At 72.1% G+C, this 13,792-nt stretch carries 16 protein-coding genes; 7 read left to right on the forward strand and 9 right to left on the reverse strand.

Annotated features, from left to right (window positions below; translation table 11 throughout):
- Nucleotides 1-610: 610 nt before the first annotated feature.
- Complete coding sequence (locus ACQ0O7_RS30340; protein WP_430786929.1) at nucleotides 611-1,654, reverse strand: hypothetical protein; 1,044 nt, start codon at nucleotides 1,652-1,654, stop codon at nucleotides 611-613.
- Entirely contained in the window at nucleotides 1,651-1,848 is a 198-nt protein-coding gene (locus tag ACQ0O7_RS30345; RefSeq protein WP_430786931.1) for a hypothetical protein, read from the reverse strand. Before ACQ0O7_RS30345 ends, ACQ0O7_RS30340 begins: the two co-directional genes overlap by 4 nt.
- A 357-nt stretch (nucleotides 1,849-2,205) precedes the next feature.
- On the opposite strand from ACQ0O7_RS30345, the gene ACQ0O7_RS30350 reads away from it, so the two are divergent.
- From ACQ0O7_RS30350 to ACQ0O7_RS30360, 3 genes are read left to right on the forward strand one after another with little or no spacing between them, the layout of a single operon-like run.
- The gene (locus ACQ0O7_RS30350) at nucleotides 2,206-2,388 is read left to right on the forward strand and encodes a hypothetical protein (protein WP_430786933.1); all 183 of its coding nucleotides are present in this window, start codon (nucleotides 2,206-2,208) and stop codon (nucleotides 2,386-2,388) included.
- Nucleotides 2,385-2,801 carry a hypothetical protein gene (locus ACQ0O7_RS30355; protein WP_430786935.1) on the forward strand — a complete coding sequence of 139 codons (417 nt, stop codon included), beginning with the start codon at nucleotides 2,385-2,387 and terminating at the stop codon, nucleotides 2,799-2,801. Before ACQ0O7_RS30350 ends, ACQ0O7_RS30355 begins: the two co-directional genes overlap by 4 nt.
- 50 nt (nucleotides 2,802-2,851) lie before the next feature.
- Nucleotides 2,852-3,880 carry an NAD-dependent epimerase/dehydratase family protein gene (locus ACQ0O7_RS30360; protein WP_430786937.1) on the forward strand — a complete coding sequence of 343 codons (1,029 nt, stop codon included), beginning with the start codon at nucleotides 2,852-2,854 and terminating at the stop codon, nucleotides 3,878-3,880.
- Here the strand turns inward: ACQ0O7_RS30360 and ACQ0O7_RS30365 are convergent.
- Nucleotides 3,786-5,177, reverse strand: coding sequence for a hypothetical protein (locus ACQ0O7_RS30365; protein ID WP_430786939.1), 1,392 nt, complete (start codon nucleotides 5,175-5,177; stop codon nucleotides 3,786-3,788). The two genes, ACQ0O7_RS30360 and ACQ0O7_RS30365, sit on opposite strands and share 95 nt — an antisense overlap.
- Before the next feature lie 360 nt (nucleotides 5,178-5,537).
- Nucleotides 5,538-6,743 (reverse strand): IS110 family transposase, encoded by a 1,206-nt coding sequence (locus ACQ0O7_RS30370; RefSeq protein ID WP_430787188.1) that lies wholly within the window; start codon nucleotides 6,741-6,743, stop codon nucleotides 5,538-5,540.
- A 251-nt stretch (nucleotides 6,744-6,994) separates the two neighbouring features.
- Here ACQ0O7_RS30370 and ACQ0O7_RS30375 point away from each other — a divergent pair, with 251 nt between their 5' ends.
- From ACQ0O7_RS30375 to ACQ0O7_RS30390, 4 genes are all read left to right on the forward strand, one after another.
- Nucleotides 6,995-7,189, forward strand: coding sequence for a hypothetical protein (locus tag ACQ0O7_RS30375; RefSeq protein ID WP_430786941.1), 195 nt, complete (start codon nucleotides 6,995-6,997; stop codon nucleotides 7,187-7,189).
- A gap of 5 nt (nucleotides 7,190-7,194) precedes the next feature.
- Nucleotides 7,195-7,488, forward strand: a complete 294-nt coding sequence (locus ACQ0O7_RS30380; RefSeq protein ID WP_430786943.1) for a hypothetical protein — start codon at nucleotides 7,195-7,197, stop codon at nucleotides 7,486-7,488.
- Entirely contained in the window at nucleotides 7,485-7,946 is a 462-nt protein-coding gene (locus ACQ0O7_RS30385; RefSeq protein ID WP_430786945.1) for a hypothetical protein, read from the forward strand. Before ACQ0O7_RS30380 ends, ACQ0O7_RS30385 begins: the two co-directional genes overlap by 4 nt.
- A gap of 233 nt (nucleotides 7,947-8,179) precedes the next feature.
- The gene (locus ACQ0O7_RS30390; RefSeq protein WP_430786947.1) at nucleotides 8,180-8,938 is read left to right on the forward strand and encodes a hypothetical protein; all 759 of its coding nucleotides are present in this window, start codon (nucleotides 8,180-8,182) and stop codon (nucleotides 8,936-8,938) included.
- Nucleotides 8,939-8,959: 21 nt separating this feature from the next.
- Here the strand turns inward: ACQ0O7_RS30390 and ACQ0O7_RS30395 are convergent, their stop codons facing one another.
- The 5 genes from ACQ0O7_RS30395 to ACQ0O7_RS30415 form a co-directional block, all read right to left on the reverse strand.
- Nucleotides 8,960-9,433: a helix-turn-helix transcriptional regulator gene (locus tag ACQ0O7_RS30395; RefSeq protein ID WP_430786949.1), complete on the reverse strand. Its 474-nt coding sequence runs from the start codon at nucleotides 9,431-9,433 to the stop codon at nucleotides 8,960-8,962.
- Between the two features lie 110 nt (nucleotides 9,434-9,543).
- Nucleotides 9,544-9,945, reverse strand: a complete 402-nt coding sequence (locus tag ACQ0O7_RS30400) for a DUF4326 domain-containing protein (RefSeq protein WP_430786951.1) — start codon at nucleotides 9,943-9,945, stop codon at nucleotides 9,544-9,546.
- On the reverse strand, nucleotides 9,945-10,076 hold the full coding sequence (locus tag ACQ0O7_RS30405) for a hypothetical protein (RefSeq protein ID WP_430786953.1): 132 nt from the start codon (nucleotides 10,074-10,076) through the stop codon (nucleotides 9,945-9,947). The genes ACQ0O7_RS30400 and ACQ0O7_RS30405 overlap by 1 nt, the downstream gene beginning before the upstream one ends.
- A 3-nt stretch (nucleotides 10,077-10,079) precedes the next feature.
- Complete coding sequence (locus ACQ0O7_RS30410) at nucleotides 10,080-10,805, reverse strand: hypothetical protein (RefSeq protein WP_430786955.1); 726 nt, start codon at nucleotides 10,803-10,805, stop codon at nucleotides 10,080-10,082.
- Nucleotides 10,802-13,792 carry a Helicase associated domain protein gene (locus ACQ0O7_RS30415; protein WP_430786957.1) on the reverse strand — a complete coding sequence of 997 codons (2,991 nt, stop codon included), beginning with the start codon at nucleotides 13,790-13,792 and terminating at the stop codon, nucleotides 10,802-10,804. The genes ACQ0O7_RS30410 and ACQ0O7_RS30415 overlap by 4 nt, the downstream gene beginning before the upstream one ends.

Raw genomic sequence — 13,792 nt, forward strand, 5'->3', positions numbered from 1 at the left:
CCCTCACGGTGCAGGGCCGCAGGGCGCGGTCTACGGGGTGCAGGCGTCGAGGACGACGATGTGCGGCTCACCGGCGGGGTCGGGCAGGGAGATCATGACGCGGGCGTCGGGCCCTCCGGCGAGACGGTCGGCCGAGGCACGGTTGGCGGCGCGAGCTGATGTCGTGTCCGTACGGTGGGCTGCGGTGCGGGCCGGGGTCGTGCCCGGTGGTGGGCAAGGTGGACGTGGGAAGCGGGTGCCGGACGATCATCCTGCTACGAAACGTCACCCGCCTCTGATTCACCGCTGCAGCCCCGGCCGGGTCAGCCAGGCCGGGGTCGGTCAGGCTTCCCTGCCTCCCCCTCTCCGATCACCCAGCGCGTCTGGCTGATCTCCTCGAGGTCGTGAACCCTCCCTTTATGTCTTCCGGGGAGGCTCATACGTGGCCGGGGGAACGCCTCAGCTTCCGGGGCAGTGCACGATCGAAGAACGCGTTGTACGTCTCGGCGTCGAGTTTGCCGTCGAGGCCCATGGCCTTGGGCAGCGAGTAGCCGGTCAGTGCGGGCGGGATGTTCAGGTCGCGTTCGGCGCACCGGGGGCGGCCGCGTTCCCCGGCCGGTGAAGGGACGGGTCAGCCGAGAAACCGCCGGAACTGGTCGCCCAACGAGGGGTGATTCAGAACGCGGTCGATGGCCGGTACGGCGGGCTGCTGCAGGGCGTGGTCGATGATGGAGAAGTGGGTCGGCATGACCTCGTGCTTCTTCCACCGGTCACCGAAGTCCCGAATCTTGCCGTTGAGGGCGTCGCGGTGGGGGTCGCCGGCCCGGTTGATCAGACCGAACATGTAGAGCGCCCGGGCGCTGCGCCAGGTGTTGTCCTTCAGGCCGAACTGGCGCCGGTGCTTCTGCACCACGAAGATGCCGGCGTCGTTGTGGGCGAGGGGGTACTCCGCCCGGCGCGCGGACAGGGCGAGGAACGTGGCGATCTCCGTGTTGGTCAGCGCGAACACCCACGCGCTGGTGAAGAAGTGACGGGAGACGAAGACGCCGGCGGTCGGGACGGTGTACCTGGGCCGGTTCAACCGGGTGCTGGCCTCGGACAGCAACGTGATGCGGTCGAGGTCGCGCCGGGCGGGGCGGCTCTTGTCCGGGCCGATGTTGACCAGGTGCTGCTTGTAGAGGGCCCGCAACGCGTCCTTGATCTGGCGGCCCCGGAGCGCTGCGGCCTCCCGGTAGTCGGAGCTGGTGTCGGCGAGCACGATCTTCGGCCAGCTCCGGATCGGCGCGTTGTCCTCCACGTCGTCGAAGGTCCGGCCGATCCGGACCGGCGTGTCGGGCTCGTACCGGCATTGCGCGTCGAAGAGCATCAGCAGCTCGAGCCGCAGGGTGAGCCCTCGGGTCGGGACCAGCCGAGGCAGGACGGGGCCCTCGTCGGTATCGGGTTGCTGCCGGAGGAACGGCGGTCGGATCAGGATCCACTCGGGCTGCCGGCCGGGGGTCTTGCCGTCGCGGTTGTTGCCGTACCGCCAGAGGTGCTCCAGGTTCTGCTGGACCTCCTCGTGCAGCGCGGTGCTGCCCTCGGGCCCGTCGCAGGCGGTGAGCAGCCGGTTGTTGATGCTCGCCCGGTCCGGCCGGGACGCCCGAGGGCGTCCCGGCGGCGGCGAGTCGAGGCTCAACGCCTGCCCCGCAGCACCCGGGCGTACCGGGTGAGCTGGGCGAGGACGTCGATGCAGTGGCGCTGGGTCCGGGGCCGGCGGGCGGCCAGGGCCAGGACCGCCACCAGAACCACGCCGAGGGACACCAACCCCGTGGGAAGGGCGATCAGCAGGGCGGCGGCGATCCAGCCCTGCTGGTCTTCGAGGCCGAACATGTGTCATTCTCCGATCGGTATGGGGTTCCGTCCGTCGCCCAACTTCCTACGGTCGACGACGGGCGGAGCCCGCTCCATCACTGCGATCAACAGCGATGCAAGAAGAGTGACGGCTCGCGGCCCGGATGTCTCGTTGGTGATCTTGGTTGTGGTGTGCCCGCTGACCACACCAGAACGTCACATGATTCGCCGCGCACTTCTGGTGCGGTCAGCGGGTAGAGGCGATCCCGTACACAAATTCTCATGATCAACGGCGTGGGTCGGCCGCGCGCGGTGGCTCACGCCGATCGGCGCCGGCGATCCACCCCTAAGCGTGAGGGTGTGCCGGCGCGTCCCATCCCTGGTTACCCTGGCCCCATGCCCGACGAGACAGCCACCCCGCCGCAGGAGTCCGCTCTCACGCAACTGGCCGCGGCGCTCAACCTGCCCGTGCCCGGCCCGTTCACCGGCGCGCAGTGGAGCTCTTATCGGGCCCGGCAGGACCAGGCCGACCAGGATCTCGCCCAGGTGATCGCCCGCCGCACCCGGCCCGCGGCGTGACCAACCCGCGGCCGCCGCGCATCCTCGACGCGTCCGCGGTCGTCGCGCTGTTCGCCGGCCACCCGGACGTGATGATGATGCTGCAGGAGGCCGAGGCCGGGCGGATGACGCTCACCCTGCCCTCCATGGCGGTCGCCGAAGCGCAAGCGGTGCTGCGCGCGGCGCCGTCGATGTGGCACCACATCTTCGCCTACCCCGGCATCCATGAGCAGCCGCTGACCTGGAACGGGGCCATCGACGCCGGGCTGATCGCCGCACCGCGCCTGGAGCACCACCCGATGCAGCCCGCCCTTATCGGACCGATCATGGTGGGGCAGATCGTCGACGAAGCGACCGCCATGAATGCCGTCGTGGTCACGACCCTGCCCGAGGCCTACGGCGCCTACAACGTCGCCCTGCTGGTCCTTCCCTAGCCGACCCGGCACGCGCTGCTCGTCGCGTACCGCTGGTGCAGGATCACGGCATGCGCATCCTGGTGCTGGGCGGAGGTTGGTTCCTGGGGCGGGCGGTGGTCGACACGGCCCTGCGGTCCGGGCTGGACGTCACAGTGTTCAACCGCGGCCGGTCGGCGGCTCCGCCCGCGGCGGCCGCGCACGTACGCGGCGACCGGACCGACCCGGCCGACCTGGCCCGGCTGGCCAGGTCCGGCCGGTGGGACACGGTGATCGACGTGCACGGGGTGGTGCCGCGCCAGATCGGCGCGGCGGCCGCAGCACTGCAGGCGGTGGCCGAACGGTATGTGCTGGTCTCCTCGGTGAGCGCCTACCGGGACTGGCCCCGGCAGCCGGTCCAGGAAGGATCGCCGCTGCACCCGGACGCGGATCCGGATGCCGACCCGGGCAACTGGGTCTGGGGCAGCGGCGCGTACGGACCGCTGAAAGCCGGCGCCGAGGCGGCCCTCGCACGCTGGTACCCGCCCGAGCGATCCCTGGTGCTCCGTCCCGGCGTGGTGCTGGGACCGGGTGAGTACGGTGGCCGGCTGACCTGGTGGCTGCGCCGAGCGGCCGCGGCCGGCCCGATCCTGGCACCCGGCCGGCCGGACGATCCGCTGCGGCCGGTCGACGTGCGGGACCTGGCGCTCTTCCTGCTGCACCTGATCGGCCAAGGTGCCGCCGGGGTCTACAACGTGGCCGGCCCGGCCGGCCGCGACACCTGGGGCGGTCTGCTGCGCGACTGCCTGCGCGTCACCGGGTCGGCAGGCGAGCCGGTCTGGGTGGACGGGCAGTGGCTGGCGGACGCCGATGTGCGGCAGTGGGTGGAGCTGCCGATGTGGCGCACCGCGGCGGGCACCTGGAGGATCGACACGAGCAGGGCCGAGGCGGCCGGGCTGACGTGTCGGCCCCTGGACCACACCGTCGCGGACACCTGGGCGTGGCTGTCGGCGGGCGGCACGCCGGTCACCACGGACCGGCAGGCAATCCACGGTATGGATCCGGACCGGGAACACGAACTGCTGGCCCGGTGGCGGCAGCGGCCTCCAACGGGGCGCTGACCAGCGCCCCGGCCGTCCAGTCGTCGATGGCCTCCGTCAGCCCGTGGGCCCGGCGCAGGGTCCGGACGGTGGAGACGGCGACCACCCGGCGCAAGGTCTGCAGCCGGCCGGTGAGCCGCGCGGTCCGGCGCTCCGGGTCCAGCTGCAGTGCCGGGTGCAGCGCCTCGGCCGCGCCCTCGAGGTCGCCCTGCAGGGCGCGGGCCGTGGCCAGGTCGATGAGCGCTCCGTGCTCGACCGCCCAGCGCTGCTGAGCCGGCGGGGTCTGGGCGTACAGGTACAGCGCCTCGTGGGAGTAGTGGGCCGCCTGGCCGCCGTCACCGAGCCCGAGGTACACGGCGCCGGCGCACAACGAGAGCCGGGCGCGGGAGAAGCCGAACTCGCCGCCGACGGCGTCGGCGAGTTCGTCGGTTCCGGGGTCGTGCTCGCGTGCGGCGCACGCGAGCCGCAGCGCGGCCGTGGCGCGCTCCGCGGCCCCCGGCAGCAGTGTCCAGGCGCGGGCGGCCACCGCGTGCAGCCGCACCGCCGGCTTGCCGACGGCGTAGCGCAGCCCGTCCTCGGTGTGCTGCAGGCTCTCCGCCGGCCGCCCGGCCCAGACCGCGACGGTCGCCTGCACACCGCGCACCCAGGCCTTCAACGAGGTGTGCCCGCACAGCTGCGCATACGTCCAGGCGGCGTCGGCGAACGCGTCGGCGGCCTCGGGGTCGCCCAGATCCCACGACGTCGTCGCGGCCAGGCCGCACACCTGCCCGGCGATCAGGTACAGCTCGGCGAGGTCACCCGGCCGCTGCGTGAGGCCGAGCAGCCGGTACGTGTCGTCACGGACGTCGACCAGGTCGGTGAGCAGCGCCAGCGGCGCGGTGGTGGCGTAGCCGCGGGCCAGCGTGCGGACCTTCTGGTGCAGCGCGTCGATGCTGACCGGGTCGACCACCGCGGCGGCCGCGGCGTGAGCATGCCGGCGGGTGTGCTCGGCGGCGCGGCGCGACAGCGGTACTGCGTCGGCCGGCGGCAGCGGGCATGAACCGGTTGATGGGCGTTCGGGCCCGCGGCGTGCCGGTGCCGGTCCCAGAAGATCCTCTATCCGGTGACCGAACAGCCGCTCGGCGACCTGGCAGGCGATCCCGCGGGGGCGGCGCACGTCCCCGGCCAGCCACCGATTCAGCTGCCGAACGCTGAGCGTGAAGCCCTGCACGCCCATACCGCGGGCGGTGCGTGCCATCGCGGCCCGGGCGTCCTCGAACGTCCAATGCCGACGCCGGATCTCAAAGCCGAGCAGAGTGCCCGGACCGGACTCGTCCATCGTCGCCTCATCCCGTCTCGTCGGATGCGCGCGGAGCCGATCCCACCGTACGGCGACGTCCGCCGGGCGCCGAGAACGGCACCCGAAAGGCATGCAAAAGGCGTCGCAACGGCATGGCCTGCCGGCGTTGAACACGACATAGTCGCTGGCAACACCGGTAACGGCACGCGTGAGCGCGCCATCGGTGTCCCGCAGGTCCTGGGCCTGCATCACCCGGCCGCGGTCAGGCCGCTCCCCGGCACCGATGCCCGGCGCGGCAGGGACACGGTGCGGGGGCGTGAGAGCTTCCCCCGTGGCACTCACGCCCCCGCATCGCGACGCAGCAAGTCCCGCTGGAGGGGGGTGTCCCTATGGTTTTTGTCAAGCAGCGAGGGCGAGTTTTTCGGCCGGTTTGTGCTGGTAAGGCGTACGGGTGCGGAGCATGGCGTGCAGGACGTCGACGCGGCGTCGGGCGAGGCAGATGAGGGCCGCGTTGTGTTTCTTGCCTTCAGCGCGTTTCCGGTCGTAGTAGGCCCGGCTGAGCGGGTCGGACAGGGCCGCGAACGCGGACAGGAAGAACGCTCGTTTGAGCTGCTTGTTGCCACCTTTGGGTGGATGCTCGCCGCGGATGCTGGTGCCCGAGCGGCGGGTGACCGGGGCGAGACCGGCGTAGGCGGCGAGGTGGCCGGAGGTCGGGAACGCGGCGACGTCGCCGACTTCGAGCAGGATCCGGGCTGCGATCCTGACCCCGATGCCGGGCATCGAGATCAGGACCTCGGAGAGAGGGTGCGCATCAAGCATCTCCTCGACCTGCGCGGCGACCTGGTCGCGCTGTTTCAGCAGCTCACGCAGGCTGTCCGCCAGCTTCGGCAGGATGGTCTCGGCCGCGACGGTGCCGGGAACGACCACGGTCTGGGCGTCCAGAGCAGTGAAGACCTGCTCGACCAGGCGGGCGCCCATCCGCGGAGCTCGGGGCGTGACGATCTCGGCCAGCTTCGACCGGCCGGTCCTGCGCAGCCCGGCCGGGCCACCACACCGCGACAACAGCTCCAGCACAGCCGCATGCCCGACTTTCGGGCCCAGGACCCGCTCCAGCGGCGGGTGGATTTGGGTGAGCAGGCCACGGATCCGGTTGGCGATGCGGGTGACCTCCCCGGCGAGGTCGTCGTCGTAGCCGACCAGCATCTCCAACTCGGCGAGAGTGTCATCGCCGGCATCGACCCGGCGCAGCGTATGCGGCAGAGTCCGGGCCGCGTCGGCGATCACGAAGGCGTCGCGGGCGTCGGTCTTGGCGGTGCCCGGGTGCAGGTCAGCGAGCCGCCGCATGACCAGGCCGGGCAGGTAGGCGACCTGATGCCCACACGCACGGGCGACCGCCACCGGGAGGGCGCCGATCGAGGCGGGCTGGTCGACCACGACCAGGATCCGGCCGTGCCGGCCGAGTTTGTCGAACAGTTTCCGCAGCCCGGCCTCGGTGTTCGGCAGTGCTGCGTCGTGCAGCCGCTTACCGGCCGGGGCCAACCCGACCGCGTGATGATCGCTCTTGCCGACATCCAGACCCAGGAACACGCCGTACTCGTTGTGCACGCTTTCGCCTCCCACGATGTCCATCATGGGCTCGGCCGCTGGTCAGAGCGTCGGACTGCCGGCAGCCACGTTACGGAGAGACCTACCCAGGATCGGGTGGCCGGGTCCCTATCAGCGGTCCGCCGACGCCACCCGGCCCGGCGACAACACCCCCCGGATCATGCGTACGACAGGGGCAGTAAGTCATACCGGACCGAGCGACCGAGCAGTCCCCGGTGGGGACGATCAAAAAGGTAACGGGGTCGACCGCGATGACGCTCGAGGAGGAACTCGGCGTGGTGCTGGCCAGCATTGCCCGGCACCGCCAGCGGCGCGGCACCAGCCGATGCGGACGATGCGGCGGCCCCTGGCACGCTCCGCAGCGAAACGTGCAGGTCTGGGGCTGTTCGGCCCGGCGGCTGGCCGCCAGCCGGCTGCGCGAGCTGCTGCCCGCGGCGGAAGGCTGACGGCCATGCCGCTACCGCGCAGCGGGGACCTGCTGCGGCTGACCCGCGCCGCGAGCGTCCAGTTCGCCAACCCCATGCTGTTCCGCGTCATCCGCGTGCACGACTGGCCCACCTACGTCGGCTGGGTCTGGCTGGACGGCTACGAGATCAACTCCGTCGGTGAGGCGGTCGAGCGCCGATCGGTGTTCGTCCAGATCGACGGCTTGCGCCCGGCACGCCGGCCCGGACCCGATCCGCGATCGCGCAACCAGCCCTCCGTGCCGCCGCGGCGATCAGCAGCCCGGTGCCGCCAACCATGAACGACTTCCTGCAGGCGATGACCACCGAGCCGGTCACCTACAGCCGGTGCCCCACGTGCCGGCTGGTGACGCCCGCGGCCTGGACCAGCACGGCCGGCCTCCACCCGGTGGCCTGCTGTGCCTGCTGCGCCACCGTCCATCCCCTCGGCCCCGAGCAGCGCGCGCTGTCCCACCCAGACTCCACCGCGATGCACCTGGGCTGCATGCGATTCGGCGACGGCACCGCCCGCGGCTTACGGGTGCCGTGCCCGGCAGCTGCTCACGTCGTGCGGTGCGCCACTGTGGGCGAAGGGCTGCTGGTCGATCTCGGATGCGGGCAGCTGTTCGCTCGGTCCCCCGCGCAGCAACTACGCAGCCGCCCGTGGCTGTCGCACCGCAGACCGCTGACCGCAGCCACCGATCCGTACGGGGATGACGACCCGCGGTCCTTGCCCGCCCAGAGGTCGGCACCCGGCTGAGCCGGCCCGGTGCCGAGTCCCCCACCCGCCGGCACCCGCACGGAAACAGGGGTTAGGGCAGCCCTAACCCCCGGTGTTTTAGCAGGTCAGACACGCTTTTAGAGCATTGTGCGGCGGCTGTCGGCGCTCTACTGTGGCGGCCGTGAAACCTCACTGCAGCAAGGCGAAGTCGCCATCATGGACGTCGGTACGACCGACCGGCCAGGCCGTCGGCACCCGAGGCAGCGACGACCGTGGGTAAGAAACGCAAGGCCGACTCGGCGGCCGCGGTCCGGGCGCGCACCGCCCGGGACCGGCAGTACCGTCAGCAGCTCGGCATCGCCCCGGACGAGCCGCTGCCGGCTCAGCTCGGGACGGGCCTGCCCGCCGACGGCACGGGCGTCTACCGGGGCAGGGACCGCAAGCCGGCCCCGGCACGCCGGGCCCGCCAATGGGCCGGCAAGTACACCCCCGCGGTGACGGTGACCGCCGACCAGGTCCGGTCCTTCGCCTGCCCGCGCTGCCTGGCGAAGGCCGGTGACCCGTGCCGCGACCAGCGCGGCCGCGCCTACAGCCGGGGCCATGCCGAGCGCATCGAGCTGGCGCGCCGCCGTGAGGTGTCGCGGCTGCGACGCCTCGGCAAACGAGACGAGGCCGCCGAGAGCCGTAATCCCGCACACCCGTCCCGGACGCCGGCGCGGGCCGAGCCGCGACCGGCGGCTACCCGCATCGATCCCGGCAGCGGCAAACAGGTCAGGTCGGCGGCCGACGCGGTGGGCTGGAGCCTGGACCGGAAACGCGTGCTGCGTACCGACGACGGGACGGCGCCACGCGCCCCGCGAGCGGTGCAGCCGGCGAAGGTGACGTCAGCACCGGCCGACCGGCAGGCGCGGGCACTGGCCAGCCCCTGCCGGCGATGCCGCGCCCTGGCGGGACAGCCGTGCCGCGGCAAAGACGGCACGACCCCGGTGGCGACCCATCCGCGGCGAGGACTGCCGGCGCCGCAGCGGTGACCGACCCGGGGTCTGCAGACGTCAGGACCCGGCCGCAGCTGGACGTTGCCGCGGCTGGTCCTGACTGTTGCGCAGCGCGTCCAGGACCGTGGCCTGGTCGACGCCGAACACCCGGGTCAGTTCGCTGACCCGGTCCGGGGAGACCCGCAGCGTCTGGCCGAGCTCGAGCTTGCTGTACGCGGCGGTCTTGATGCCGAGGTCGTCGGCGACCTGGCCCTGCGACAGCCCGGCGCGTTCCCGCAGGTACCGCAGCGTCAGATCGCCGACCGGCTCCAGCAGGTCCGCGTTGGTGACGCCGAGCGCCCGGGCGAGCGGGCCGATCAGCGTCACGTCGGGTTGTCGCCGGCCGCCCTCATAGTGAGAGATGGCCGTGGGGTCGAGCCCACGGGCGCCCTCGCTGACGGCGCCGGTCGCCAGCTGCTCCAGCGTGAGACCGCGTTCGGTCCGGCACTGACGCAGGCGGGTGGGGGAGAAGAAGGAGCTGCCACGGCGCACGCCGTCAGCATGACCTACGCGACCGGAGAACACGAGATCAGGGGGTTGCGGCGCGTGCTGCGCCGCAACCGGTAGCGCCGCTGCCAGCGGCCCGGCGCGGTCCGCGGCGATCACCGGTGGCACCCCGTCCGGTCAGCGGGCTGGCCGGCCGAAGGCGGGTAGGCACCGGTGGCGAATTCCAGCAGCACGTCGGCGTGACACGGCTGGCCGAGGGGACACCAGCACGCCAGGTCCCGGCCGGTGAGGCCTCCCTGCCGCAGGGCTGCCTTGATCGCGGTGTGCGCGGAGATCAAGGCGGCGTCCCAGAACAGCGGGTGCAGCTCGTCCGCGGCCAGCCAGGTGCGAAACTTCGCCACCAGCTCGGCCGGTGTGTAGAGGCACCGGATCGTCGGCCCGCAGAACGGCACCCCAGATCGGAAGGGATTGCCGTAGACCGAAGGCCGGCCAACGTACACGGCGCCCTCAGGCATCCGCCACCCTGCGACACGTCGACGCTGGATCCGCTTCGGCATCAGAGGCCGCCGCCCTCGGCCGACGTGGGGGAAGAGGCGGCCAGAGCCTGTTCGCGCCACGTGGTGTCAATGCGGCGCCCGGTACCGATCGAGCAGCGCAGATGATGCCAGAACTCGTCCTGAGTCTGCACGGATCAGGTCCTTTCACTTGCTGGTGAACTGGTGGCTCTGCGGTCGCAGGCCTCGTACTCGCAGTTCGGGTGCGGGCACGTCGGAATCCGGCCGTTACAGTCGCGGGCCTCCACCCAGATCGTGGCGGTGCTCACACCGGCGCCGATGTCCTTCCAGGTGCCTTTGTCGTGAATGTCAATGCCGAAGTACGGATCCAGCAGAGCCCGGACCGCTTTCACCCGCTTGGACTTCCCGGTCGTGACGATGCGCGGCACGATGGCGCTGATCTGCGCCACCGGTGCGAGCAGGTACGGGTGCTCGTACATCGCCAGGAAATGCTCGGCCCACGCCTCCGGTCGATCCGGGAGGGTGAAGGGCGGGTTAGCCACGACCAGGTCGAAGGGCTCGAACGTGCCCGCCATCGCTGCCCAGACCACCGTCTCCAGGTAGTCCTCCAGCGTCGCCTCGATGACCTCATCGGCCAATCCCGACGCCCGCAGCTGTGCTGCCCGCTGCGGTGCCGGCTCGACGGCGGTGATGTGCGCGCCGGGCAGGTACTTGCGGACTGGGACGAGCAGGTCGCCGCGCCCGGCGGACGGCTCCAGAATCCGCACCTGCGGGCACCCGCCGCAGGCGGCCCCGTCAGCCCACCCGGGGGTGAGGCACCGGAACACGACGTCGTCGGCCAGTTCAGGCGGAGTGGGCCAGTACGACAGCACCGGGTCGGGCACGTCGCCGATCGCGGTCATGACGTCTCACCGGTCATGGCCAGCAGCTCAGCGAGCCTCGGCGGAGCGGTGTTGTGCCGCTGCCTCGGGTAACGCAGATCTCCCACCCGCTGGTGCAGGTCGGCGACCTGTTCGGCCAATCGGGCGGTGATCCGGGCGCCGGCGATCTGCAGACCACCGCGCGCGTACCCCAACTCGCGAGACACCCAGCCGTTGCCGAATCCCCGCGCGGCCAGGTCGTCGAGCAGCGCGCGTGTCGGGGCGACGTCGACCTTGCGGTTCATCGGTGACACCGTCCGGCCCCGTGACCCGATCTCGCTCTGCACGGCGTGACAGGCCTCGACGGTGGTGGCCAGCAGCATCTGCTCGTGCTCGCGCTCGAGCTGGGTCCACTCGCCGCTGACCACTTTGCGGATCACGCCCAGCGGTACTGCGGAGGCCGCGACGACCATCCCGCGCGTGCACCCGGCGCTCTCCAGCCGGGCGACGTGGGCGGCTGCCCGGTTGGCCGGCACCGGATCGGCCATCTTCTGCTTGCGGGCGATCCACTCCCGCTGCGAGGCCCGGCGCCGTCCGACGCACGGCTCACACGGGCACTTCATGGCCTCCCGCGAGCCGCCGCCGTGCTCCTTGCCGCCGAGATCGATCGGCTCGCCGAACTCATTGCCGCGCGGGCGCTCCCACTGCCAGCCGGGAATCGCTTCGAGCCAGCCGGCGTACCGGGCGTCCAGTTCGGCGCGGCGATGCAGGAACCGCTGCCGCGCCGCCCACTGGGCGATCTTCACGGAGGTCCCGGCGAAGTCCTCCGCGGTGTGCCCGGTGGGAAGCCGCTGCTCGCGGTCTACGTACTGGCGCAGCGCCGCGTAGGCAAGCCGCCACCGGGCCTCCGGCTGCTCCCAGCGCCAGAGGCTGTTGCCCTTGACGTCACGCGGGCACGCCGCGGTCAGCTCGTCGACGAGAGCCGGCGGGACCTGGCCGAGCAGGTTCGCCCGCCGGACCGCCCACACCCAGCGGCCCAGCGGCAGACCGTTCTCCCGGTGGTCCTCCGGCACGTCGGCGTGCTTCTCGAAGTCGCAGAACAGCCGCAGGGCCTGCACCATGGCGACGTCCTGCTCCCGCAGCCCGGCGTTCCAGTCCCAGCCGGGCAGTTCCTCCAGCCGGGCGACGCGGACGCCGTCGAGCATGCCGTCGCGGTGCAGCTGCCGCTGCATGGCCGCCCACACGCCGAGGCGCCACTGCACGAGGCCCGGGCTGTAGACCTTCGCGAACCGGGTGTCCCCGGTCGGGTTGTCGGCGACGGTTCCGTGGGCCGCGCCGTAGGACTGCAGCAGCTGGTAGGTGTCGTCCCAGTCGGCTTCGTCGCGGTCCCAGTACCAGCCCGGGATCTGCTCCAGCCGCTCGACCACCTCGACGGTCAGCACGCCCTTGGTCCGGGCGCGTCGCTGGCCGGCCGCCCAGCTACCGATGCCGCAGCCGTGGTGCACCGTGGTCGCCGAGATCCGCCGGCCCGGATTGGCCGCGGCCCAGTCCGTCGCCGCGGTGTAGAACTTCTCCCACCGCGATCCGACCTCCTCGACCAGGCGCAGCTGCACGGCAACCTCGTCGAGCCCGTCGGGCAGCAGGAAGTGCACACGATCGGTCGGCGCCCGCCGACGGCCACGGCGCACACCGTCACGGACAGCGGCGTCCAGTTCCTCGGCCAGGCGCTGGTCGTGGGCGCGCAGGCCCCGCAGGACCGCCCACACGTGCCCGAACTCGCTGAGCGCCAGGCCGGTGTCGTCGTCGAGGTCGGCCGGCAGCGACACCGGGATGATGATGTTGCCGTACCGCTTGCCGGGCGCGGGCCGCAGCACCCGCCCGACGGCCTGGATGATGTCGATGATCGAGGTGCGCTTGTCGGCGAACATCACCGCGTCCACCGACGGCACGTCGATGCCCTCGGTCAGGCACCGGGCGCTGGAGACCACCCGTACCTGGGTGTCCTGATCGGCGCCGAGCCACGTCAGGGTGTCCGCGCGGTCGGCGGCGGGCATCTGCCCGTGCACCGTCCTGGCCCGGACGAACGCGTTCGCGGGGCTGCGGGCCAGATCCATGGTGTCGGCGAAGGCCTGGGCCCGGGCCACGCGGCTGTGATAGGTGAGCACCCGGCGGATCCCGTGCCCGTCGATAGCGTTCAGCAGCGCGGCCGGAACCGTGGTGGGCTCGTGGTTGTCCACCACGGTGCCGCGGTCCACCGCCACCAGCACGCGATAGTCGGCCAGCCGCCCGGCGGCGATCGCCGCACCGAAGCTGATCGTGTGCGCGACGGGACCGAACAGGTGGTGGTCGTCCATCGACACCACGTCGTCGCCATCGACGATGTGGGGCGTCGCGGTCATGAACAGCCGCTTGCGTGCCGGGACCGCCCGCGCGTCGAGGGCCATCAGGAACTCGTCGCGCGGCTTGCCGGCCACCCGATGGGCCTCGTCGTACACGGCCAAGTCGAAGCTGGCGTGTGCCGCCGCCAGCGCCTCGGCGAGCGCCGGCGTGGAGTGGTAGGTGCAGAACACGACCTGCGGCCTGCCGTCGACCTTGCGGGTCAGGAAGCCGGAGGCCTTGGCGGGTGAGGTCGTCACGAGCGCCCGGGACCGGGCCCAGTACGGCCGCAGGTCCTGCTCACCGTCGTCGGTGTCCCAGCTCCGCTCGGCCCGCCCGGCCGAGGTGCTCGGGTCGGAGCACACGACCAGGGCCTCGAAATCCCAGCCGCGGGCCCGGCGCCACTCGGCCAGGGTCTGTGCCAGCAGCCCCAGCGACGGCAGGAACACCAGGGTGCGCTGCGCCTGCATGGTCTCGGCCTGCCACCGGGCCACCAGGGTCTTGCCCGTGCCGCACGCCATGACCAGCTGAGCCCGGTCGTGCAGCGCGAAGGTGCGGTGCAACGCGGTCAGGGCATCGATCTGCTCCGGCCGCGGGGACAACGACGCGAGCGCGACGTCGACGTCGGCGATCCGTTCGGGGGCGAGCGTCAT

Origin of the sequence: Actinoplanes sp. G11-F43, from assembly GCF_050589265.1 — a bacterium.
GTDB lineage: Bacteria > Actinomycetota > Actinomycetes > Mycobacteriales > Micromonosporaceae > Actinoplanes.

Excerpts from the sequence above, each read along its gene's own strand:
- ACQ0O7_RS30345 (WP_430786931.1), bottom strand. The coding sequence starts at position 1,848 with ATGTTCGGCCTCGAAGACCAGCAGGGCTGGATCGCCGCCGCCCTGCTG.
- ACQ0O7_RS30350 (WP_430786933.1), top strand. The coding sequence starts at position 2,206 with ATGCCCGACGAGACAGCCACCCCGCCGCAGGAGTCCGCTCTCACGCAA.
- ACQ0O7_RS30360 (WP_430786937.1), top strand. The coding sequence starts at position 2,852 with ATGCGCATCCTGGTGCTGGGCGGAGGTTGGTTCCTGGGGCGGGCGGTG.
- ACQ0O7_RS30365 (WP_430786939.1), bottom strand. The coding sequence starts at position 5,177 with ATGGACGAGTCCGGTCCGGGCACTCTGCTCGGCTTTGAGATCCGGCGT.
- ACQ0O7_RS30375 (WP_430786941.1), top strand. The coding sequence starts at position 6,995 with ATGACGCTCGAGGAGGAACTCGGCGTGGTGCTGGCCAGCATTGCCCGG.
- ACQ0O7_RS30380 (WP_430786943.1), top strand. The coding sequence starts at position 7,195 with ATGCCGCTACCGCGCAGCGGGGACCTGCTGCGGCTGACCCGCGCCGCG.
- ACQ0O7_RS30385 (WP_430786945.1), top strand. The coding sequence starts at position 7,485 with ATGAACGACTTCCTGCAGGCGATGACCACCGAGCCGGTCACCTACAGC.
- ACQ0O7_RS30400 (WP_430786951.1), bottom strand. The coding sequence starts at position 9,945 with ATGCCGAAGCGGATCCAGCGTCGACGTGTCGCAGGGTGGCGGATGCCT.
- ACQ0O7_RS30410 (WP_430786955.1), bottom strand. The coding sequence starts at position 10,805 with ATGACCGCGATCGGCGACGTGCCCGACCCGGTGCTGTCGTACTGGCCC.
- ACQ0O7_RS30415 (WP_430786957.1), bottom strand. The coding sequence starts at position 13,792 with ATGACGCTCGCCCCCGAACGGATCGCCGACGTCGACGTCGCGCTCGCG.